General features: G+C 32.7%; 23 protein-coding genes and 4 tRNA genes. 15 read left to right on the top strand and 12 right to left on the bottom strand.

Translation table 11 applies throughout. The annotated features are described in order from the left end of the window. Window positions 1-101: 101 nt before the first annotated feature. From P0R33_RS17075 to tgt, 8 genes are all read right to left on the bottom strand, one after another. Window positions 102-893 (bottom strand): ATP-binding protein, encoded by a 792-nt coding sequence (locus P0R33_RS17075; RefSeq protein ID WP_276172388.1) that lies wholly within the window; start codon window positions 891-893, stop codon window positions 102-104. Window positions 894-923: 30 nt separating this feature from the next. Continuing rightward, window positions 924-1,541 carry a hypothetical protein gene (locus tag P0R33_RS17070; protein ID WP_276172387.1) on the bottom strand — a complete coding sequence of 206 codons (618 nt, stop codon included), beginning with the start codon at window positions 1,539-1,541 and terminating at the stop codon, window positions 924-926. Window positions 1,542-1,543: 2 nt separating this feature from the next. Next, window positions 1,544-1,921, bottom strand: a complete 378-nt coding sequence (locus P0R33_RS17065; RefSeq protein WP_276172386.1) for a hypothetical protein — start codon at window positions 1,919-1,921, stop codon at window positions 1,544-1,546. Window positions 1,922-2,055: 134 nt separating this feature from the next. Beyond that, a complete protein-coding gene (dnaB, locus tag P0R33_RS17060; RefSeq protein WP_276172385.1) occupies window positions 2,056-3,600 on the bottom strand; it encodes a replicative DNA helicase in 1,545 nt (514 codons plus the stop codon). Window positions 3,601-3,739: 139 nt separating this feature from the next. Beyond that, a complete protein-coding gene (locus tag P0R33_RS17055; RefSeq protein ID WP_276172384.1) occupies window positions 3,740-4,693 on the bottom strand; it encodes an acetyl-CoA carboxylase carboxyltransferase subunit alpha in 954 nt (317 codons plus the stop codon). A 112-nt stretch (window positions 4,694-4,805) separates the two neighbouring features. Beyond that, the gene (locus tag P0R33_RS17050; RefSeq protein ID WP_276172383.1) at window positions 4,806-5,696 is read right to left on the bottom strand and encodes a DMT family transporter; all 891 of its coding nucleotides are present in this window, start codon (window positions 5,694-5,696) and stop codon (window positions 4,806-4,808) included. Further along, window positions 5,683-6,771 (bottom strand): LptF/LptG family permease, encoded by a 1,089-nt coding sequence (locus P0R33_RS17045; protein ID WP_276172382.1) that lies wholly within the window; start codon window positions 6,769-6,771, stop codon window positions 5,683-5,685. Before P0R33_RS17045 ends, P0R33_RS17050 begins: the two co-directional genes overlap by 14 nt. Window positions 6,772-6,875: 104 nt before the next feature. After that, a complete protein-coding gene (gene tgt / locus P0R33_RS17040; RefSeq protein WP_011921563.1) occupies window positions 6,876-8,006 on the bottom strand; it encodes a tRNA guanosine(34) transglycosylase Tgt in 1,131 nt (376 codons plus the stop codon). Between the two features lie 266 nt (window positions 8,007-8,272). Here tgt and P0R33_RS17035 point away from each other — a divergent pair, with 266 nt between their 5' ends. The 3 genes from P0R33_RS17035 (at window position 8,273) to P0R33_RS17025 (ending at window position 10,681) form a co-directional block, all read left to right on the top strand. Continuing rightward, window positions 8,273-8,575 carry a hypothetical protein gene (locus tag P0R33_RS17035; protein WP_276172381.1) on the top strand — a complete coding sequence of 101 codons (303 nt, stop codon included), beginning with the start codon at window positions 8,273-8,275 and terminating at the stop codon, window positions 8,573-8,575. Window positions 8,576-8,804: 229 nt separating this feature from the next. Continuing rightward, window positions 8,805-9,653, top strand: a complete 849-nt coding sequence (locus tag P0R33_RS17030) for a transketolase (RefSeq protein WP_276172380.1) — start codon at window positions 8,805-8,807, stop codon at window positions 9,651-9,653. A gap of 74 nt (window positions 9,654-9,727) precedes the next feature. Continuing rightward, the gene (locus P0R33_RS17025) at window positions 9,728-10,681 is read left to right on the top strand and encodes a transketolase C-terminal domain-containing protein (protein ID WP_276172379.1); all 954 of its coding nucleotides are present in this window, start codon (window positions 9,728-9,730) and stop codon (window positions 10,679-10,681) included. A 144-nt stretch (window positions 10,682-10,825) separates the two neighbouring features. Here the strand turns inward: P0R33_RS17025 and P0R33_RS17020 are convergent, their stop codons facing one another. Continuing rightward, window positions 10,826-12,028, bottom strand: a complete 1,203-nt coding sequence (locus tag P0R33_RS17020; RefSeq protein WP_276172378.1) for an FKBP-type peptidylprolyl isomerase — start codon at window positions 12,026-12,028, stop codon at window positions 10,826-10,828. Between the two features lie 79 nt (window positions 12,029-12,107). Here P0R33_RS17020 and P0R33_RS17015 point away from each other — a divergent pair, with 79 nt between their 5' ends. Next, entirely contained in the window at window positions 12,108-12,503 is a 396-nt protein-coding gene (locus P0R33_RS17015) for an RNA-binding S4 domain-containing protein (protein WP_276172377.1), read from the top strand. A gap of 69 nt (window positions 12,504-12,572) precedes the next feature. After that, entirely contained in the window at window positions 12,573-13,073 is a 501-nt protein-coding gene (locus P0R33_RS17010) for a phosphoribosyltransferase domain-containing protein (RefSeq protein WP_276172376.1), read from the top strand. Here P0R33_RS17010 and P0R33_RS17005 read toward each other — a convergent pair. Beyond that, on the bottom strand, window positions 13,065-13,583 hold the full coding sequence (locus P0R33_RS17005) for a shikimate kinase (protein WP_276172375.1): 519 nt from the start codon (window positions 13,581-13,583) through the stop codon (window positions 13,065-13,067). The two genes, P0R33_RS17010 and P0R33_RS17005, sit on opposite strands and share 9 nt — an antisense overlap. A gap of 126 nt (window positions 13,584-13,709) precedes the next feature. Here P0R33_RS17005 and P0R33_RS17000 point away from each other — a divergent pair. The 4 genes from P0R33_RS17000 (at window position 13,710) to P0R33_RS16985 (ending at window position 14,409) form a co-directional block, all read left to right on the top strand. Then, a tRNA-Lys gene (locus P0R33_RS17000) sits at window positions 13,710-13,782 on the top strand. Window positions 13,783-13,822: 40 nt separating this feature from the next. Beyond that, window positions 13,823-13,895: transfer RNA gene (locus P0R33_RS16995), tRNA-Lys, on the top strand. A 44-nt stretch (window positions 13,896-13,939) separates the two neighbouring features. After that, a tRNA-Leu gene (locus tag P0R33_RS16990) sits at window positions 13,940-14,022 on the top strand. Between the two features lie 314 nt (window positions 14,023-14,336). Continuing rightward, window positions 14,337-14,409, top strand: a tRNA-Lys gene (locus P0R33_RS16985). Between the two features lie 60 nt (window positions 14,410-14,469). Here P0R33_RS16985 and P0R33_RS16980 read toward each other — a convergent pair. Beyond that, complete coding sequence (locus P0R33_RS16980) at window positions 14,470-14,931, bottom strand: MarR family transcriptional regulator (RefSeq protein WP_276172374.1); 462 nt, start codon at window positions 14,929-14,931, stop codon at window positions 14,470-14,472. A gap of 127 nt (window positions 14,932-15,058) precedes the next feature. Continuing rightward, window positions 15,059-15,418, bottom strand: a complete 360-nt coding sequence (locus tag P0R33_RS16975; protein ID WP_276172373.1) for a VOC family protein — start codon at window positions 15,416-15,418, stop codon at window positions 15,059-15,061. A gap of 237 nt (window positions 15,419-15,655) precedes the next feature. On the opposite strand from P0R33_RS16975, the gene P0R33_RS16970 reads away from it, so the two are divergent. From P0R33_RS16970 to P0R33_RS16945, 6 genes are all read left to right on the top strand, one after another. Beyond that, entirely contained in the window at window positions 15,656-16,102 is a 447-nt protein-coding gene (locus P0R33_RS16970; protein WP_276172372.1) for a tetratricopeptide repeat protein, read from the top strand. 270 nt (window positions 16,103-16,372) lie between these two features. Beyond that, on the top strand, window positions 16,373-17,272 hold the full coding sequence (locus tag P0R33_RS16965) for a MerR family transcriptional regulator (RefSeq protein ID WP_276172371.1): 900 nt from the start codon (window positions 16,373-16,375) through the stop codon (window positions 17,270-17,272). A gap of 39 nt (window positions 17,273-17,311) precedes the next feature. Further along, the gene (locus P0R33_RS16960; RefSeq protein WP_276172370.1) at window positions 17,312-18,778 is read left to right on the top strand and encodes an oleate hydratase; all 1,467 of its coding nucleotides are present in this window, start codon (window positions 17,312-17,314) and stop codon (window positions 18,776-18,778) included. Window positions 18,779-18,781: 3 nt separating this feature from the next. Then, window positions 18,782-19,621, top strand: a complete 840-nt coding sequence (locus P0R33_RS16955; protein ID WP_276172369.1) for a phytoene/squalene synthase family protein — start codon at window positions 18,782-18,784, stop codon at window positions 19,619-19,621. Window positions 19,622-19,829: 208 nt separating this feature from the next. Then, on the top strand, window positions 19,830-20,270 hold the full coding sequence (locus P0R33_RS16950; RefSeq protein WP_276172368.1) for a sterol desaturase family protein: 441 nt from the start codon (window positions 19,830-19,832) through the stop codon (window positions 20,268-20,270). A 43-nt stretch (window positions 20,271-20,313) separates the two neighbouring features. Continuing rightward, window positions 20,314-20,781 carry an SRPBCC family protein gene (locus P0R33_RS16945; RefSeq protein ID WP_276172367.1) on the top strand — a complete coding sequence of 156 codons (468 nt, stop codon included), beginning with the start codon at window positions 20,314-20,316 and terminating at the stop codon, window positions 20,779-20,781. Window positions 20,782-20,808: the final 27 nt, after the last annotated feature.

Genomic DNA, 20,808 nt, shown 5'->3' with positions numbered 1-20,808 from the left:
CGTTTGTTTTGGTCTGCCGAATTTACGAAATTATGGATTACAAAATACCGGATCAGCTTATTTTATTGACTAAACACTTGTTAAAAATCACTTGACCTCAATTAAAAGGTAAAATTAACCGCAATTCCATTATCAATTTCTGAAGTAATTTTGATAGTTCCCTCCAAAAACGATATACGGCTGTCAATATTTTTCATTCCAAGACCTTTCTGGTTCTCTGCATTCGCGCTATCAAAACCAATTCCATTGTCTTCATAATTACATGTATTTACGCCATCTTTTTCAGTAAAAGAAATCCAAACTTCTGTTGCTTTTCCGTGTCTAAGAGAGTTATTCATCAGCTCTTGCAAAATTCTAAAAACATGCAAATGTCTGTCGATATCTTTCTCATCAAAATCGATATCATTTTTATAATGCGTTTTAACCGATTTACTGGTTTCAAATTCTTCGCAAAGCTCTTCTATTCCCGCGTTTAATCCAAATTTCTCAAAAACTGGAGGCAACAAATTATGCGCTATTTTTCTAGAATTATCTAATGCTTTTGTTGTTAAACTGATTATGTTCTCTGTTATTTCTGCCGTTTCTGCTTCAGTAAGATTTGGAGCAGTAAGCAAATGACTGTTTAGAGAAACGATATTTAATTTCGAACTAATATCGTCATGCAGATCTTGTGCAATTCTTTTACGTTCTTCTTCTTGCGTAAAAATAATGGCATGCAATTGTTCTTTTTGATATTGTAATATTAAATCTTTCTTTTCTAATTCTTTCTGAATAATTTTCTTTCTAGAAAAATAAAAGAACACAATTAAGACTACCGACAAAATCATTAAAAAAAGTGAAGTGTACAAAATAATTGCAACAATTTCTTTTTCTGGTAATGAATGTACATCCATATGTTTGTGAAATAATTCTAAGTATTCGGTTTATTTTGAGAAACTCTTTTTCCATTCATACAAAATGAAAAAATAATAAATGATAATTAAAAAAGCATTAAGTTCCCAACTCAAAAATTTAAATTCATTACTCAAATTATGAGTTAAATTACCAATAAAATAAAGCACTGTACTTGCCAACAAGTAAAATACCACCCCGATACTTGCGTAATAATAGCTTTTACTTTCGGTTAGCATATTGTAGAAATGAATTAGCGCATAAACCACAATCAGCAATGATGTCAATGCAATCGCAAACAGATTAAAACGTAAAAATTGGCTCCAATCCATCATAAATTGCATCGCCAATACAAGCAATGCGGCACTAAGACTAATTGCGACAAATCTTTTTTGGCTTTTTAATGTAAATAGCGAATTATAAAACAACCCTAATAAGATGAGCTGACCAATAATAAATACATTCGACAAAAATAAATTACTCGTATGCAAGTGATACATTATCTCCATTGAATATTGCATTAATGCAGAAAATGCAAGATAACATACAAAAAAACCATTAACATTTTTCTTTTTAAAAAAGCTAAATGAATAGAAAATCAGGTTAATTAATAAAATTAAATAACCTGAATATATCAAAAAATCAGACATTCTTATGGATTTAAAGGACTTTCTGGATCTCCATAAGGTGGAACTGGACGAGTACCGTCATAAACCAATGGCACGCCACCTTCAACACCATCTCCTTTTTCTTCTTTGAACACGTCAACATAGATTTGTTTTTCAGCGTCCCATTTTGCTCCAACAAGTATTAAAGTTTGTTCTCCAGCTTTATTAATTCCTTTGTAAGCACGAACAGCTTGAATATCCTGATCCATAACTAATTTTAAAGATTCTAAAGGAATTAAATAACCATCAACTTGTTTTTTTCTTCCTTCTTCAGTTTGAATGGATTTGCGGTATTTGTCTGCCCACACAATACCTTCTGACAACGGGATTTCAACACTTCCTAAATCTAATTTTTCACTCATAATTTAATTTGTTATTGGTTAATAATTTAAAAATTCGTCGGTTCAAAATTTGGTTACGCTAAACTAGTCATTTTTATTAAAGAATTAACTTTCAAACAAAAAAAAAGCCTTAAAAATAAGGCTTTTATAATTTATTAAAATGGAACATCGCTGTCGTCATCGTCATCATTAAGATTGCTTCCAAAAGCTTCATTTGCTGATGGCAGATTATTAGTTATAAACGGATTATCATCATGATTCATTTTTGAAGGCAAATCATCATAGCTCCCCGAAAATTCGTCAAGGTTATCAAATTTTCCTAAGTGTCCCAAAAATTTCAAACGAATGTTTTCAATACCACCATTACGGTGTTTTGCGATCATAATTTCGGCCTGACCAGCAGTTGGCGAAGCTTCTTCATCATCCCATTCCTCAATTTTGTAATATTCTGGTCGGTATAAAAACGAAACGATATCGGCATCCTGCTCAATTGCTCCAGATTCACGAAGATCCGATAGTAAAGGACGTTTACTAGAACCACGCGTTTCTACAGCACGCGATAACTGAGAAAGTGCAATAACTGGTACGTTAAGCTCTTTTGCCAAAGCTTTTAAGTTTCGGGAAATGGTTGAGATTTCCTGCTCACGATTTCCTCCACCTTTTCCGTTTCCTCCCGCAGTCATTAACTGCAAATAATCGATAATAATAATTTTAATACCGTGCTGCGACGCTAAACGACGGCATTTTGCTCTTAAATCGAATATAGAAAGTGAAGGTGTATCATCAATAAATAAAGGTGCTTTCTCTAAATCTTTTACTTTAGTACTCAACATTGTCCATTCATGAGCCTCTAATTTACCTGTACGTAATTTTTCTGATGACAATCCCGTTTCAGAAGAAATAAGCCTTGTAATTAACTGAACTGATGCCATCTCTAGAGAGAATAAGGCTACTCCATGACCATATTGGATTGCAATATTTCTTGCCATAGAAAGTACAAATGCTGTCTTTCCCATCGCTGGTCTTGCCGCAATAATAATCAAATCACTTGGCTGCCATCCAGAAGTCAGCTTATCCAGATTATGAAAACCAGTTTCTACACCACTTAATCCCTCTTTTTTAGAAATCTCTTCAATTTTCTTTTTTGCTTGTAAAACTAAACTTTGAGCGGTTTCAGAGCTACGCTTGATATTTCCTTGTGTTACTTCGTATAATTTAGATTCGGCTTGATCTAATAAATCAAAAACGTCTGCACTTTCATCATATGATGCTTCAATAATTTCTGAAGAAATGCGGATCAAACTTCTTTGAATAAATTTTTGAAGAATGATTCTCGAGTGAAATTCGATATGCGCCGAAGAAGCAATTTTCTGCGTAAGCTGAATTAAGTAAAAATCACCTCCTGCTAAATCTAACTTTCCGTTTTTCTTTAACTGAGTCGAAACTGTTAAGATATCAATTGGCTGAGTTTCGGTGAAAAGTTGCAAAATCGCTTCAAAAATATGTTTGTGTGCGTCTTTGTAAAAAGCATCGGGTTGCAAAATATCAATTACATCATCTACCCCTTTTTTATCAATCATCATTGCACCAAGCACAGCTTCCTCCAAATCAAGAGCTTGTGGTGGCAATTTTCCTTTTTCTAAATTGATAATTGTGGTTTTGTCGACCTTTACAGGGCTAAAGTTTTTGAAATTTTCCATAAAGCGAAAGTAGCAAAATTTAAAAAAAATATGCTATCGAGTTATAACTAATAATTGTTTATAAATATATTTTTTTGTTCATAACCAAAAAAAAATCCGAAACGGTAAGGCTTCGGATTGTAAGTTGTTTTTTATGAATTTACTCCTTATACTCACCCATATTACTGTATTTGTCCATTCTCTGGGCAATTAAGTCGGCTGTTGATAAGTCTTTCAATTCATTATATCCTTTAGTGATGTATTCTGCTACTGTTTTAAAAGTAGTTTCTCTGTCATAGTGCGCTCCACCTAGTGGTTCTGGAATAACATCATCAACTAATTTTTGTTTTTTCATATCAGAAGAAGTCAATTTTAAAGCTTCTGCTGCACGCTCTTTATATTCCCAGCTTTTCCATAAAATAGAAGAACAAGATTCTGGAGAAATTACAGAATACCAAGTATTTTCTAACATATAAACTTTGTCTCCAACACCAATTCCTAAAGCTCCTCCCGAAGCACCTTCACCTACAATGATAGTGATAATTGGCACTTGCAGACGAACCATTTCGAAAATATTTCTAGCAATTGCTTCTCCTTGTCCTCTTTCTTCTGCTTCAAGTCCTGGATATGCACCTGGAGTGTCTACTAAGGTTAAAACTGGAATTCCGAATTTCTCTGCCATTTTCATCAAACGCAAAGCTTTACGGTATCCTTCTGGATTAGCCATACCAAAATTACGGTACTGACGTGTTTTTGTATTGAAACCTTTTTGCTGACCAATAATCATAAACGATTGACCGTTTATTTTACCAAGACCACCCACCATCGCTTTATCATCTTTAAAACCTCTGTCTCCATGAAGTTCTAAAAAAGTATCACCGCAAATTGCTTTGATATAATCTAAAGTATAAGGTCTATTTGGATGTCTTGACAATTGTACTCTCTGCCAAGCTGTAAGATTTTTGTATATTTCTTTTTTTGTTTCAACTAATTTTTTGTTGATTTCCTTGCAGGTTGGGGTTACATCAACATCAGATTCTTTCCCAATAACAACACACTTTTCTAACTGTTCTTCAAGTTCTTTAATGGGAAGCTCAAAATCTAAATATTCCATGGATTTTTGAATTTTGTTTGTAAATCGAACCGCAAATATAAAAATATTATATCATTGGTATAAATTATTTGTTCTTAAAATAGAATAATGTAAAATAAAAATAAGGAAACTATTACAAGTTCTCTTTCTTATTCTGATAATGTTTAAAAACACCATTTAGAATAACTGTGATAATAATTATGACTGCTCCTATATAAAATTCGACGCTCATTTTCTCTTTTCCGCCTAAGATAAAATACGCCAGAACGATTCCGTAAACAGGCTCTAAATTAGTGGTTAACATTACTGTATATGGCGTTAATCGCTGCATAACTTTTACCGAAGCAGTAAACGCATACGCCGTACAAATTGAGGCTAAAATCAATAACAAAATCCAATTATTTAATGACATCTGGAAGAAATCTGCCGTAAATTTTCCTTGAAACAAAAAATAAATGGTTATAAAAAAAACTCCTGCTCCAAATTCATAAAATGTAATAACAGAAGGTTCATGATCTGAAATTAATTTCCCATTCATTAAAGTAAATAAAACTCCTAAAATAATGGCCGCCAAGGCGTAATAAACTCCTGTTAAGTATTTTATTTCAACCTGTAGAATTAATCCTAAACCAGCTATAATTATAAGTCCGAAGAAAACTTCGTACCAAAGCACTTTTCTTCCGTAAAATAACGGCTCTAATAATGAAGCAAAAAAAGCTCCGAGAGAAAAAATGGAAAGTGTTATTGAAACGTTGGAAACATGGATAGCTTTAAAAAAGAAAATCCAGTGGAGCGCAATCAATAATCCGACAAAAATTAGCTTGAAAAATTCTTTTACCGGAACCTTGAAAGATTGTTTTTTAAAAGCAATAAATCCACCAAGAAAAACCATGGCTATCAACATTCTATACCAAACCAAATTATCGGCATCAATAGTGATCAGAGCGCCCAAAATGGCTGTAAAACCCCAGATAAAAACAATTAAATGAAGATTTAAATAACTTTTTAAATTATCGTTTCGCATTACGTAGTAGGTAAACTGCTAAAATTCCGAAAACAATGTTCGGAAACCAAACAGCTAATAAAGGTGAAAAGGTAGATTTTTCGGCAAGGGTACCAAATATTTTATCAAAAAATACAAATGAGAAAGCAATTGCAATACCAATTGCCAAGTTCATTCCCATTCCTCCGCGTCGTTTCATAGAAGAAACTGCAACGGCAATTATAGTTAAAATAAATGCTGAAACTGGCACACTATATTTTTTGTAAAGAACAACTAAGTAAGTGTTGATATTTCCTGAACCTCTTTTTCTTTCTTTTTCAATAAAATCAATTAATTTTCCTAAAGTCAAAGTTTCGGCGATATAAACTACTGGCGTCAAATCGGCCAATTCAAATTTAAAAGCTACATTTTTTTCTGGAACTTTTTCTATTACATCATTTAATTCGCCAAGAGTTCTCTTTGTGTAATCATATAAAACATAAACTTTTTTCTTAGGATCCCATTTAATGCGGCTTGCAGTGATTTTATAGGTCATTTTCTCCTTCTCAAAATGCTCTAATGAAAAATTGAAAGCGGTCTTGGATTCTTCGTTAAAACTATTTACGAAGATAAAATCATTATCATTAATTTGCCTGTAAACATTGGTATTCTCGCCTCGCATGAGTTCCTTTCCGTTTCCTTTTAAATAGGTATATCGAAAATTATTATACCCTTCACTTGCCGCAGGAACAATAAAAAATCCCATTAACAATACAAAAAGCGAAACAATTGTTGCTCCAATAATATAAGGACGCAGGAATCTAGTATATGAAATTCCTGAACTCAAAATTGCAATAATCTCTGTATTGTTAGCCAGTTTCGAAGTAAACCAAATTACTGATAAAAACAAAAAGATCGGAAAAAGCGAATTGATAAAGTAAATAGTAAAATTGTAATAATAGAACGCAATATCTCCAAACGGAATCTTGTTTTCCAACATTTTATTTACTTTTTCAGAAACATCAATAACGATTCCGATCGGCGCAAACAAAAGCAACATCACAGAAAAAGTTCCGAGATATCTTTTTAAGATGTATTTATCTATTATTGAAAGCATAAAGTTTTTTTGTTTCAAGATTTAAAAGTTTCACGTTTCAAGTTTCAAGTTTCAGGTTACGCCGAGCAACTTGAAACTTGAAACTAAAAAAACTTGAAACCCTTTTATAGTCTTTGACTCATATTTTTAACCATCATTTCTTTCCATGGTCTAAAATCTCCGGCTAAGATATGTTTTCTTGCTTCACGAACCAACCACATATAAAATCCAAGATTATGAATTGTCGCGATTTGTTTTCCTAAATATTCATTAGCCGCAAATAAATGACGCAAATATGCTTTAGAATATTCGGTATCGACAAAAGTATGTGCCATTTCATCTATAGGAGAAAAATCAGCTTCCCACTTTTTATTCTTTATATTGATAGTTCCGTTTGCGGTAAACAACATTCCGTTTCTTGCATTACGAGTTGGCATAACGCAGTCGAACATATCAATTCCTAACGCAATATTTTCTAAAATATTAATTGGAGTTCCAACACCCATTAAATAACGAGGTTTATCTTCTGGAAGAATTTCGCAAACAACTTCTGTCATTGCGTACATTTCTTCAGCTGGTTCTCCAACAGAAAGTCCACCAATTGCATTTCCTTGCTGTCCAGCATTTGCTATATACTCAGCCGACTGACGACGTAAATCTTTATAAGTACTTCCTTGAACAATCGGAAAAAACGTTTGTTCATAACCATATTTATAAGGAACTTTTTCTAAATGATTAATACAACGATCCAACCAACGATGTGTCATATGCATAGAACGCTGTGCATATCTATAATCACAAGGATAAGGCGTACATTCATCAAAAGCCATAATAATATCAGCTCCAATGGTACGCTGAATTTCCATTACATTTTCTGGCGTGAAAAAGTGGTAAGAACCATCGATATGAGATTTAAACTTTACACCTTCTTCTTTAATTTTTCTGTTTGAAGAAAGAGAGTAAACTTGGTATCCTCCTGAATCAGTCAAAATATTACGATCCCAATTCATGAATTTATGCAATCCTCCAGCTTTTTCAAGAATTTCTGTCTGCGGACGTAAATATAAATGGTAAGTATTTCCAAGAATAATATCTGGATTAATCTCTTCTTTAAGCTCACGCTGATGCACTCCTTTTACAGAAGCAACCGTTCCAACCGGCATAAAAATTGGCGTTTCAATTACGCCGTGATCAGTAGTTATACTTCCCGCTCTTGCTTTAGATTGCGGATCTTTTTGTAATAAATCGAACTTCATTTGTTTCTTTTTTCAGTCGGCAAAGATAGTTTAATTTCAGGGAAATTTTAGTAATTAGAAAATTTGTCAATTGAAAATTAGCTAATGTTTTCTTAATATTTAATTTTCGATTTCTGATGTTATATTTCGAAAATCAATTTCTTGTTTAAAATCAAATGTAAAAACTACAAGATCAGACCAACAAAGTGTAACGTAACACAATATGATGTTTCGTAATTTTAATAAATCAAAATGAAAACATTTTTACAATTAAAATTATAGAAATCATGATAAATGCAGAAGAAAAATTAGATCAAATCAAGGATGACCAAATTGAAAGAAATCTTGAAAACATGGATTATCCAGCAAACGAAGATATTTACAACCAAGACAATAAACTAGAAGATATCAATCCTGAAGAAATTTCAGGCGAACGTATCATCAACCAGAACAATCATGAATGGAAACAAAACAGCGATAAGATCGGAAACGACCTCGATGTTCCAGGTTCTGAATTAGATGATGAACAAGAAGATATTGGCTCAGAAGACGAAGAAAACAATTTTTATAGCGAAAGTGATACGAATTAAAACACAGTCACTTTTACAAATTAAAGAATAAGCCCTTTTTATAAGGGCTTATTTTATTTTAAAACAAAATCATTTTTATCTAAAAAAGCCTCAACCTGATTTATTTTTCTCATTTCTCCAAAAAAAAGAGTAAAAAATTTAACAATTGAAGCAAACTAAAGCAAAAAATGATTTGTCTTCCCGCAAAATAACCTTTACTTTTGCTTCAGTTTAAACTTTTACATATAAAATGAAGCCTAACACACAACAATTAAGCGATTTAACGATCCAAGTAAGAAGAGATATTCTTAGAATGGTACATGCTGTAAACTCTGGACACCCAGGTGGTTCATTAGGTTGTACTGAATTTTTGGTAACACTATATCAAAATATTATGGACCGCAAAGAAGGTTTTGATATGGACGGAATTGGAGAAGATTTATTCTTCCTTTCAAACGGACATATTTCACCTGTATTTTATAGCGTTTTAGCAAGAAGCGGATATTTTCCAGTTTCAGAATTGGCTACCTTCAGATTATTAGATTCTCGTTTACAAGGACACCCAACAACTCACGAAGGTTTACCTGGAGTTCGTATTGCCTCTGGTTCATTAGGACAAGGTTTATCTGTAGCTCTTGGAGCAGCGCAAGCTAAAAAATTAAACGGAGACAATCACTTAATCTACACTTTGCACGGTGACGGAGAATTGCAAGAAGGTCAGAACTGGGAAGCAATTATGTACGCATCTGCTAAAAAAGTAGACAATATTATTGCAACTATCGACCTTAACGGAAAACAAATTGACGGAACAACCGACGAAGTTTTACCAATGGGAAGCCTACGCGCTAAATTTGAAGCTTTTGATTGGGATGTTTTAGAAATTAAAGAAGGAAACAGTATCGACGCTATCCTTGCTGGTTTAAATGATGCTAAATCAAGAACAGGAAAAGGAAAACCAGTTTGTATTTTATTACATACAGAAATGGGTAACGGTGTAGATTTTATGATGCACACTCATGCTTGGCACGGTAAAGCGCCAAACAATGATCAGTTGGCAGCTGCTTTAGCTCAAAACGTTTCAACTTTAGCCGATTATTAAAAAAAGCTTTAAGCAGTAAGCATTAAGCTTTAAGCCTATTGCCTACAGCCTATTGCATATAGCAAAAAACGAAAATGAAAAAATACGAAAATACAGGAAGTAAAGACACTCGTTCAGGTTTTGGAGCGGGAATGACTGAACTAGGTCAAAAAAATGAAAATGTTGTAGCATTATGTGCTGATTTAATTGGTTCATTAAAATTTGATGAATTCAAAAAAAATCACCCAGAGCGTTTTTTCCAAATCGGAATCGCAGAAGCTAACATGATCGGAATTGCTGCAGGTTTAACAATTGGAGGAAAAATTCCTTTTACAGGAACTTTCGCGAACTTCTCTACAGGAAGAGTTTATGACCAAATTCGTCAATCTGTTGCTTATTCAGATAAAAACGTAAAAATCTGTGCTTCTCACGCTGGTTTAACTCTAGGAGAAGACGGAGCAACTCACCAGATTTTAGAAGATATCGGTTTAATGAAAATGCTTCCAGGAATGACTGTAATCAATACTTGTGATTATAATCAGACTAAAGCAGCGACTATTGCATTAGCAGATCATCACGGACCTGCTTATTTGCGTTTCGGACGTCCAGTTGTACCTAACTTTACTCCTGCAGACGAGCCATTCGTAATCGGAAAAGCGATTTTATTAAACGAAGGAACAGATGTTACTATCGTTGCTACAGGTCATTTAGTTTGGGAAGCTCTTATCGCTGCTGAAGCCTTAGAAGCGAAAGGGATTTCTGCAGAAGTAATCAACATTCACACAATTAAACCTCTTGATGAAGAAGCTATTCTTAAATCAATTGCTAAAACAAAATGTGTAGTTACTGCCGAAGAGCACAACTACCTTGGCGGTCTTGGAGAAAGCATTTCTGGAGTATTAGCTTTAAACAATCCAGCTCCTCAAGAATTTGTTGCTGTAAAAGATAGTTTTGGTGAATCTGGAACTCCTGAGCAATTAATGGAGAAATACAAATTGAACAATCAAGCAATTGTTGAAGCTGTAGAAAGAGTTATCAAAAGAAAATAATTTTTACATCTTCCTACTTATAGAAAAACCTCGAAAAGCAATTTTCGAGGTTTTTTATTTGAATTAAAATCACCCGAACAACATTTAAGACATAAAAAAACCTCGAAATTTAAATTCGAGGTTTTCTTTATAAAATATTTGAAATTATTTCTTTTGATAAGGATAAGTATTATCTAAATAAATTCTCTTTCTTCCTGGCGCTGTGTAATCTTCAGGAATAAATGCACGAGGATTCGTAATTGATTCTGGTTGACTTTCATCTTTAAGTTTACCTGTCGGTCTTCGTGGAACACCCCAAATTTCAGTTTCATCATAATTCGGTGTTGCAGGATTATCCCCAATCGGATCGTATGGATAATATTTGCTTAAACCTGAAAAAATTGCATCTGTTGGCTTAGTAACTTCATAACGTGTAAAGAAACCGTCACCATCATCATCTTTATCCAAGAAGTCTGGAATTCCATCTCCATCAGTATCATCTGGGTTTTTTGGAGCATTAGGATACAAAGTAGTATTTCTAAAATCACGAACATAACCATCTCCATCAAGATCCTCCTGGTAATCATAAATACCATCTGGATCTTCTAAAAATTGACCATTTGAATAACCATTATTTTCATGATCCATTCTTTTGAAATCGTACAATTTAATACTGAAAATTAATGGCGAATACGCAGGAATTACACTAGCAGATGGCGGTGAAGCATAATATCCTAAACCAGAAGGAATAAATAAAACTCCAGCACCGAAATCTTTGTAGCTTGCAGTTCCATCAGCATTATACGTTGTTGTTCCGGTTTTGAATTGAGGAAAAGCTTCGCTCCATCCCATAATGGTACCATATAAATCTAAACTTCCCTTTGGATATATAACTTGTTCAAAAAAGGTAGTAGTTAAATGAGATGGTTCTGTATCTGTTTTTTCAACACGCTTCAAATATTGCCCATAATATGATGTTACTACTCCATCTGTATTCATTGGCGAAGTGCCTACACCTTCTCTTAAAACCAAATAATACATTTTATATAAGATACCATGATAATCAACATTTCTAACCAATAATTTAGGAAACGAAGCATTGTTCAAATAAGACATGATAGGAGTTTGTGCCGCAGGATCTGTAATTTTAGTAAAAGTAACATCCTGATCAGTTTGTCCTCCAGGATTCTGCGTTACTGTTATATAATTAGTATTTAAAAATTCTTCAATATCAGCATTATCCGTATTAAATTGTTCTTGGTAATCCCTCAAAGGAACAACTTCTGCTTCATCATCATCCTTTTTATTACAAGAAACGATGGCAATACCAGCAAGTAATAAAACAAAATAATATTTAAATTTATTCATTATTATCTTTTTTTTAGGTGCGCAAGATACAATATTGATTTATTTTTGTAAAGAATTTAACTTCTATTTTAGAAAAATTATGAGAATCGATAAATACTTATGGTGCGTTCGATATTACAAGACCAGAAACATGGTTACAGAAGCTTGTAAAAAGAATCACATCACTGTAAATGGGCAGATTGCAAAACCGTCAAAAGAAGTTTTTCCTACAGACAGAATTACTTTTAGAAAAGATCAAATTACGCAGATAATTACAGTTTTAGATATTCCAGAAAGTCGTGTTGGTGCCAAACTGGTAGACATTTACCGCAAAAACGAAACTCCGCCAGAAGCATACGCGCATTTAGAATTATTAAAACTATCTAAAGAACATTACCGCAAAAGTGGAACTGGTCGCCCAACGAAAAAAGACAGAAGAGATATTGATGAATATGGAAATGAAATTTTTGATGAAGACGAAGAAAACGAAATCTAAATTTTAAAAATCTATTATTCTAAAAAGTCTAAATATCTAAATTTGTACATTAGCAAAAAAAAATACATTATGAGCAGCAATATCATCCTTACCCATCAAGAAATCGAACATAAAATAAAGCGAATTGCTTATCAAATCTACGAGACTTTTGTTGACGAAGAAGAAGTTGTTATTGCTGGAATTGCTTCTAACGGATTTGTTTTTGCCGAAAAAATTGCTTCGGCACTAAGCAGTATATCAACTTTAAAAGTTTCTATTTGCGAAGTCACTGTAAACAAACAAAATCCACAAGAAGCAATACAGACATCATTAAGCCCAGAAGAATACAAAAACAAAGGATTAGTCTTAGTTGATGATGTTTTAAACTCAGGCACGACATTAATCTATGCTGTTCGTCATTTCTTAGATGTTCCGCTTAAGAAATTCAAAACAGCGGTACTTGTTGACAGAAATCATAAAAAATACCCTGTAAAAGCAGATTTTAAAGGAATTTCTCTTTCAACATCATTATTAGAACATGTACAAGTTATTTTTAATTCTGAAAATGGCGATTACGCTTCTTTAAGCTAAAATTTCTAAAATATCCTGAACCGTTTCTTCGACAGATTTATCATCTACCACAACCTTGTATTGTGCTTGATTGTAGTAAAAACTTCTGTCGAATAAATGCTTCGCGATAAACTCTCTCATTTCCTCTTCATTCATATTTGCAATTAAAGGACGTTTACTTTTATTGTAGACCAATCTATTATATAAAGTATCAATAGATGCTTTTAAATATATAGAAGCAACATTCTCACCCTTTAACAATTCGTGATTATTAGCATAACATGGAGTTCCTCCGCCCAATCCGATAATTATATTTTCTGGAGAGTTTAGTAATTCTACAAACATTTCGTGCTCTAATTTTCTAAAATACACCTCACCATGTTGAGAAAAAATCTCATTTATAGATAAATTTGCTCTTTTTTCGATGCAATGATCCAAATCTAAAAACGGAATTTTGGTAATTTTTGACAAATTTTGGGCGATTGTAGACTTTCCGCAACCCATATAACCTAACAAGACAATTTTTCTCATATTAATAAAACCTTATAAACTAAGCAATTGGAGATTTTTCCAAAAAAAAGACAAATTTATGATAAAATTGCTTGGAAACTTCAAAAAAAACTCCTTATATTTGCACCCGCATTCAAGAAATTAAATGACTCGATAGCTCAGTCGGTAGAGCACATCACTTTTAATGATGGGGTCCTGGGTTCGAGCCCCAGTCGGGTCACAAATTTTGTGATTAACAAATTAAATTTCTTGAAAGCAATGACTCGATAGCTCAGTCGGTAGAGCACATCACTTTTAATGATGGGGTCCTGGGTTCGAGCCCCAGTCGGGTCACAAAAAGGTCGAGTAATTTAATTACTTGACCTTTTTTTATTTTCGGCCATGTGGAGAAACGGTAGACTCGCCATCTTGAGGGGGTGGTGCTCGCAAGGGCGTGAGGGTTCAAATCCCTCCATGGTCACTATAAAATTTAAAAGCCTGCAAAGTGTATATTTTGCAGGCTTTTTTTTAATGTTTTAAAAATTTTTACCTCTCGAACTTCAAGCATTTTCTTTCACAATTGATCAAAAATAGAGGTATTTATTGGATAGTATTCTTTAAATTCTAAATCTTCCAGTACTTACTTTGGATTTTTCGCACAAAAACAAAAACACTTATTACGTTGTGATATAGACCTTTATCATTTTTCTTTCAATTTATTGCAAAAATCATTTGAAAAAAGAGGCTACAAGCTAAATAAAGTCCTTATATTTGCACCCTCATTGAAGAAATGAAGACTCGATAGCTCAGTCGGTAGAGCACATCACTTTTAATGATGGGGTCCTGGGTTCGAGCCCCAGTCGGGTCACAAATAATTATTACCACTTAAAAAAAAAAGCCTGCAAGTTGCAGGCTTTTTTTATGCTTTTTATTCAATCCTATTTCTATCAATAAGTTTTACCATATTACAATTGAACGAAGAAAGATTCTCTTCTAACGCAGAAAAGAAATCCAAATCGGCATTTTCGACTTCAACAATTGCTTTTTGCAAAACCATTTCTCCTGCATCGGTCAATCGAATAGTTTTCGCTCTAGTATCTGTTTTATGTTCTTGCCTTGTTACAAAACCTTTTTGCTCCAATGTTCGCAATACTTTTGACACCATCATCCTATCAGAATTACTTTGATTAGCAATATCAATCTGCGTTACAGAATTGCTTTTTTTAGAAAGCCAACCCAAAGCAGCCAACAAAACGAATTGCGTTTGAGTTAAATCTAATGGATCTAAAACTCTTTTTTGCTTACGCTGCCAAAACATTGTTAGTTGCCCAAGTAAATATCCTGGGCTCTCTTCTGGACTTTTAAAATGGAAATTAATTTCTTTAGACATAATATAAAAACATTTGTTTTGATGTTGAATCAAAATTGAGATTTTAAGTCTCAAAGATAATCATCTAAATCTTTAAGAAACTGAATAAAAAATTGTTTTATCTATAAAACTACTAAATAATTTAGCTCTATTTTGCCTCTAAAAAAGTAAGCTTATAACCATCAATATCCAGCACATGAAATGCCCTTCCAAAGGGTGTTTCAATAATCTGACCAGCTGTAGTTACGCCATTAGCAATAAATTTTTCCTTCAAATCGTCTACATTATCGTTAACAGCAAACCAAATTGCTACGCCAACACCTAATTCCCTTCCTTCAATTGATTCTAAAGGTGTACGAATAGCAAAACTTGCTTGTCCTTCATTGTATTTAAAAACACAGGCTTGCGGATTAGTATTTCCAATTTCAAATCCTAACTTTTTTTCATAGAAGTCTTTCGATGCTTCCAAATCATTCACTTGTAGTGATGCAAATGTTAATTCTCTCATTTTATTTAAAATTATATTGTTGTCGCAAATATAATATACTTGACAACAATATGCTAATAATTTTATTCTAAATTTAGAAGTTATGAGAATTAACGAACATCAAACATTAAAATCCAATTCTTTTTACTCGTAATATTGCCAATTTTCTAACCATTATTTAAAAAAGAAATTCTCTTACAAAACAAAACTTTCTTAAATTCGTTTGGAAATAATTAATCACTAATCCCAAATTAGTTTATGAAAAACCTACTGGCATCTCTAATGATGCTTACGTGTTCTATCTGGGCACAATCTGCAACTGGCTATTTTGATAGGGCCATGAAAAAAGCTGAAGCTGGAAATACTAAAGGCGCTATAGCCGATTATACCAAAGCTATCAGTATGAATTCTAAATTTGTCGAAGCCTACCAAAATCGTGGCGTTGCCAAATACAAGCTAAATGATTTAAAAGGAGCTCAAGCCGATTTTAGCAAAACCATCGAATTGGATAACATGAATTCTGATGCTTTTACGGGCAGAGCCAATGTTTATTACAAACTGAAAAACTATCAAGGAGCGATTGAAGATTGCACAGCATCTTTAGGTTTAAATCCGAAAGATTATATCGCTTACAATTTAAGAGGTTTAGCATATAACGACAACGGTGACAAAAAAATGCTTGCAAAGATTTTACAAAAGCAATAGAATTAGGCAGTCAAAGTGCTATTAAAAACAAAGCTACTTTTTGCAAATAATTGCAATTAATTACAAATAAAAAACAGTCTGTATAAATTTAATTCTTACAGGCTGTTTTGCTTTTTTATCAAAGTAATAATTTTCCTAAAAAAATATATACTTTTTTTATCTTAAAAATATATTTTAAATACCAAAACCACCAAATCTCTATCTTTTTAATGTAGTTTTAAGGTTACATCTCAGATTTTGTTTTACATTTGTTGACCTTAATTGCAAAAAATGATAAACAATATTAAAACTGTTTTCAGTATTAAAGATCTGGAGAACTTATCTGGAATTAAAGCACATACCATTCGCATCTGGGAAAAGAGATATAATGTTCTTGAGCCGATGCGTACTGATACTAATATCCGATTCTATAATCTTCAGAATCTACAGAAACTTTTAAATATTACATTGTTGCATGAATATGGATATAAGATTTCCAAAATAGCGACTTATCCAGAAGAAAAAATACCGCAATTAGTACGTGAAATAATTTCTAAAAAGAATTCGCAAAACTACGCCATCACCTCTTTTAAAATGGCGATGATGAATTTTGACCAAGAATTATTCTTCAACACTTTTGACTGGCTTATTTCTGAAAAGACTTTTAAAGAAGTTTTTAAAGAACATTTTTTGCCTCTTTTAAAAGAACTTGGATTACTTTGGCAATCGGAGACAATTACGCCGGCAAATGAACATTTTATGAGTCATTTGATTAAACAAAAAATCCTAATTTATACAGAAGCTCTTCAGATTAGAAAGCCAACCAAAACAGATCGCATTTTTGTATTATCACTTCCCCTAAACGAAATTCACCAAATTGGATTATTGTACTTACAATATGAAATTCTTGACAAAGGATACAAAACCATTTACTTGGGAGAAAGCATGCCAATTGAGAATTTACAGGATTTAACAAGACATTTTGAAAACATCACGTTTGTTTCTTTCATGACAATTCAGCCAGACAGAAGCGTAATCAACCAATATGTAAAATCGATGGGACAGAAATTATTGCAAAAAAATAATGAAATCTGGCTTATGGGACAAATGGTTGAGCATATTGACCAAAAAGCTCTAAACGAAAGAATTCGAATTTTCGATTCGATGGAAGAAACTATTAACATGATCTAATTTTATTTTGTTTAAGTTTTTCTTATATTTGTTAAACAAATGAGAAAAACTATCCAAATAATAGGTTCTGGCTTCTCTTCTTTAGCAGCCGCGTGTTACCTTGCTAAACAAGGAAACGATGTTACTATCTACGAAAAAAATCCAACAATCGGTGGCCGTGCAAGACAATTCAAAAAAGATGGTTTTACTTTTGACATGGGACCAAGCTGGTACTGGATGCCAGATGTTTTCGAACGTTTTTTTCAGGACTTCAACAAAAAAACTTCTGATTATTACGAGCTTATAAAATTAAATCCAGCTTACAGAGTATATTTTGGAATTAATGATTTTATTAGCATCTACGATAATCTGGAAGAAATAAAATTTACATTTGAAACCATCGAAAAAGGAAGCGGTCAAAAACTGCAAGACTTTATCGATCAAGCCAAAAGCAATTATGATATTGCGATTAAAGATTTGGTATATCGTCCTGGAGTTTCTCCTCTCGAATTAGTTACAAAAGAAACAGCCTTAAAACTCAATCAGTTTTTTAGCAATGTTAGTTCAGATATACGTAAGAATTTCAAAAACGAACGCTTGATTCAGATTTTAGAATTTCCCGTTTTATTTCTTGGCGCAAAACCAAACAAAACTCCTTCTTTTTATAATTTTATGAATTATGCCGATTTTGGTTTAGGAACTTGGCATCCGAAAACTGGAATGTTTGATGTTGTTCGAGGAATCGAAAAATTAGCTTTAGAACTTGGCGTAACAATTAAAACCAATTCGTTAATTGAAAAAATAATTGTTGAGAACAAAACCGCAAAAGGAATTGTTATTAACGGTGAAACCATAAAAGCAGACATTGTTTTAAGTGGTGCCGATTATCAGCATTCTGAAACTTTGCTTGAAAAAGAGCATCGAATGTATGCTGAAAAATATTGGGAAAGCAGAACTTTTGCTCCTTCCTCTCTCCTATTTTTTGTCGGTTTTGATAAAAAAGTAGAAAACGTTTCGCATCATGCCTTATTTTTTGATGTCGATTTTAATCAGCATGCTGTTGATATTTATGATAATCCGAAATGGCCTGAAGCTCCTTTATTCTATGCCAATTTTCCGTCGAAAACAGATAAAACGGCAGCTCCAGACGGAATGGAATCTGGATTTTTCTTAATTCCGCTTGCGCCTGGAATTGAAGATAACGAAACAATACGAGAAGAGTATTTCGAAAAGATAATTACTCGTTTTGAGCAACTTACACAACAAAAAATAAAAAATAACATTATCTTTAAGAGAACATTCTGCAAAAATGATTTTGTGACAGACTATAATGCCTACAAAGGAAATGCTTACGGAATGGCGAATACATTATTGCAAACGGCTTTTTTAAGACCAAAATTAAAAAGCAAAAAAGTCAAGAATCTGTTTTTTACAGGACAATTAACGGTTCCTGGACCAGGTGTTCCGCCTGCTTTAATTTCAGGAAAACTAGCAGCTGAATTAATTCAAAAATCTTTAAGATCTTAAAAAATGAAATCACTATTCGACGCCGTTTCTTTCAATTGCAGCAAATTAGTAACTAAAAGCTACAGTACTTCTTTTTCACTTGCAGTAAAAATGCTTTCGCCGAGTATTCGAGATGCGATTTACAGCATTTACGGATTTGTTCGTTTCGCAGACGAAATCGTAGATTCATTTCATGATTATGAAAAAGAATATCTAATCGATGATTTCGAAAAAGAATATTATAAAGCGATGGAATTGAGCATTAGTTTAAATCCAATTTTAAATTCTTTTCAGCATACTGTAAAAGAATACAATATAACAGATGATCTTATTCAGGCATTTTTAAAAAGCATGAAAATGGATCTCATAAAATCAAATTATCAAACGCAAACAGAATACATTGATTATATCTACGGTTCTGCTGATGTTGTCGGATTAATGTGTTTGAAAGTTTTTGTTTCTGGAAAAGAACATAAATACGAACAATTGAAAAACGAAGCCATGCGTTTGGGTTCTGCTTTTCAGAAAGTAAATTTTCTTAGAGATTTAAAAGATGACAACACAATCTTAAACCGAACTTATTTTCCTGGAATTAATTTGAATAATTTCAACGAAGATTCTAAAACTCAAATCATAAAAGAAATCGAAGAAGATTTTAGAGTTGCTTATCAAGGAATTGTAAAATTACCAATGGAAGCAAAATTTGGCGTTTATACGGCTTATGTTTATTATAGAAAATTGCTCAAAAAATTAAAAAACACACCATATTATGAAATCGGAAATTCGAGAATTAGGGTTTCTAATTATACAAAAGCGGGACTTTTGGCGCAGTCTTTTGTGACTTATAAATTGAAGTTGGTGTAAAATCGACGTATAGTTTGTCATTTCGACCGAAGGGAGAAATCACACTAGCAAATCGCCAAAGATTGGTTATTCACATTGTGAAGTTACGTGTGCGATTTCTCCCTTCGGTCGAAATGACAAAACAAACTCATTTAAGTCAACATTTTATAAAACAAAGCTAAACTCAAAAACAATTAAATAATACTTTTAATAATTCAACATATATAAAATGATTTCTTTTTTAATCTTTTTAGGCGTTTTTCTTTTTATGGAATGTGTTACTTGGCTGACGCACAAATATGTCATGCACGGATTTATGTGGTATTTTCACGCCGATCATCATCAGCCGAAATACGAAAATACTTTTGAACGAAACGATATTTTCTTTGTCATTTTTGCCACTCCGAGTATTATCTTATTTTATTTTGGCGTTCAAGGCGGATTTAATTATTTGTTTTTTATAGCCTGCGGAATTACACTTTACGGCATTTGTTATTTCTTAATTCACGACGTATTGATTCATCAGCGTTTTAAATGGTTTAAAAACACCAAAAATAAATACCTCATCGGACTTAGAAAAGCGCATAAAATCCACCATAAACATTTACAGAAAGAAAAAGGAGAATGTTTTGGAATGTTGTTCGTGCCTTTTAAATATTATAAGATGTAAAACTATTTATGTTTATCGTCTAAATACAATTGACTTTACAAAGATGGAATTATATAAAATAGTAACCATACAACATATTAATGCAAGTGTAGAAGACTGTTGGGACTTTTTCTCTAGTCCAAAAAATCTGCAAACCATCACACTTGATAATATGAATTTCGAAATTCAGGATTACGACGATAAACGCATGTATCAAGGGCAGATTATTACGTATACTTTAAAACCCCTTTTCGGCATAAAAATTTCTTGGGTTACCGAAATTACAGCTTGTCAAGAAAACGAGTATTTTGTAGACATTCAGCAATTTGGACCTTATAAATTATGGCATCACAAACACTTTTTTGAACGCACTGAAGATGGCGGAACCAAAATGACAGATATTGTTCATTACGCACTTCCATTCGGATTTCTTGGAAGAATTATGAATAGATTAGTTGTTAAAAACAAACTCAAAAGCATTTTCGATTATCGATACAACAAAATCGAAGAGTTGTTTAATTCAAAAAAATAAGCCACAGATTTCACAGATTAACACAGA

It is taken from the genome of Flavobacterium sp. YJ01, from assembly GCF_029320955.1.
Classification (GTDB): Bacteria; Bacteroidota; Bacteroidia; order Flavobacteriales; family Flavobacteriaceae; genus Flavobacterium.
The sequence above is the reverse complement of the archived record's forward strand: the minus strand, read 5'-3'. Positions and strand labels throughout refer to the sequence as shown.

Bases quoted from the DNA above. Each gene is read 5' to 3' on its own strand.
- P0R33_RS16950 (WP_276172368.1), top strand. From the start codon at position 19,830: ATGATTTCTTTTTTAATCTTTTTAGGCGTTTTTCTTTTTATGGAATGT.
- P0R33_RS17045 (WP_276172382.1), bottom strand. From the start codon at position 6,771: ATGCTTTCAATAATAGATAAATACATCTTAAAAAGATATCTCGGAACT.
- P0R33_RS17010 (WP_276172376.1), top strand. From the start codon at position 12,573: ATGAGCAGCAATATCATCCTTACCCATCAAGAAATCGAACATAAAATA.
- P0R33_RS17050 (WP_276172383.1), bottom strand. From the start codon at position 5,696: ATGCGAAACGATAATTTAAAAAGTTATTTAAATCTTCATTTAATTGTT.
- P0R33_RS17005 (WP_276172375.1), bottom strand. From the start codon at position 13,583: ATGAGAAAAATTGTCTTGTTAGGTTATATGGGTTGCGGAAAGTCTACA.
- P0R33_RS16965 (WP_276172371.1), top strand. From the start codon at position 16,373: ATGATAAACAATATTAAAACTGTTTTCAGTATTAAAGATCTGGAGAAC.
- P0R33_RS17030 (WP_276172380.1), top strand. From the start codon at position 8,805: ATGAAGCCTAACACACAACAATTAAGCGATTTAACGATCCAAGTAAGA.
- P0R33_RS17025 (WP_276172379.1), top strand. From the start codon at position 9,728: ATGAAAAAATACGAAAATACAGGAAGTAAAGACACTCGTTCAGGTTTT.
- P0R33_RS17070 (WP_276172387.1), bottom strand. From the start codon at position 1,541: ATGTCTGATTTTTTGATATATTCAGGTTATTTAATTTTATTAATTAAC.
- P0R33_RS17020 (WP_276172378.1), bottom strand. From the start codon at position 12,028: ATGAATAAATTTAAATATTATTTTGTTTTATTACTTGCTGGTATTGCC.
- P0R33_RS17075 (WP_276172388.1), bottom strand. From the start codon at position 893: ATGGATGTACATTCATTACCAGAAAAAGAAATTGTTGCAATTATTTTG.
- P0R33_RS17015 (WP_276172377.1), top strand. From the start codon at position 12,108: ATGAGAATCGATAAATACTTATGGTGCGTTCGATATTACAAGACCAGA.
- P0R33_RS17055 (WP_276172384.1), bottom strand. From the start codon at position 4,693: ATGGAATATTTAGATTTTGAGCTTCCCATTAAAGAACTTGAAGAACAG.
- P0R33_RS17035 (WP_276172381.1), top strand. From the start codon at position 8,273: ATGATAAATGCAGAAGAAAAATTAGATCAAATCAAGGATGACCAAATT.
- P0R33_RS16975 (WP_276172373.1), bottom strand. From the start codon at position 15,418: ATGAGAGAATTAACATTTGCATCACTACAAGTGAATGATTTGGAAGCA.
- P0R33_RS16955 (WP_276172369.1), top strand. From the start codon at position 18,782: ATGAAATCACTATTCGACGCCGTTTCTTTCAATTGCAGCAAATTAGTA.
- tgt (WP_011921563.1), bottom strand. From the start codon at position 8,006: ATGAAGTTCGATTTATTACAAAAAGATCCGCAATCTAAAGCAAGAGCG.
- P0R33_RS16980 (WP_276172374.1), bottom strand. From the start codon at position 14,931: ATGTCTAAAGAAATTAATTTCCATTTTAAAAGTCCAGAAGAGAGCCCA.
- P0R33_RS16970 (WP_276172372.1), top strand. From the start codon at position 15,656: ATGAAAAACCTACTGGCATCTCTAATGATGCTTACGTGTTCTATCTGG.
- P0R33_RS16960 (WP_276172370.1), top strand. From the start codon at position 17,312: ATGAGAAAAACTATCCAAATAATAGGTTCTGGCTTCTCTTCTTTAGCA.
- P0R33_RS17065 (WP_276172386.1), bottom strand. From the start codon at position 1,921: ATGAGTGAAAAATTAGATTTAGGAAGTGTTGAAATCCCGTTGTCAGAA.
- P0R33_RS16945 (WP_276172367.1), top strand. From the start codon at position 20,314: ATGGAATTATATAAAATAGTAACCATACAACATATTAATGCAAGTGTA.
- dnaB (WP_276172385.1), bottom strand. From the start codon at position 3,600: ATGGAAAATTTCAAAAACTTTAGCCCTGTAAAGGTCGACAAAACCACA.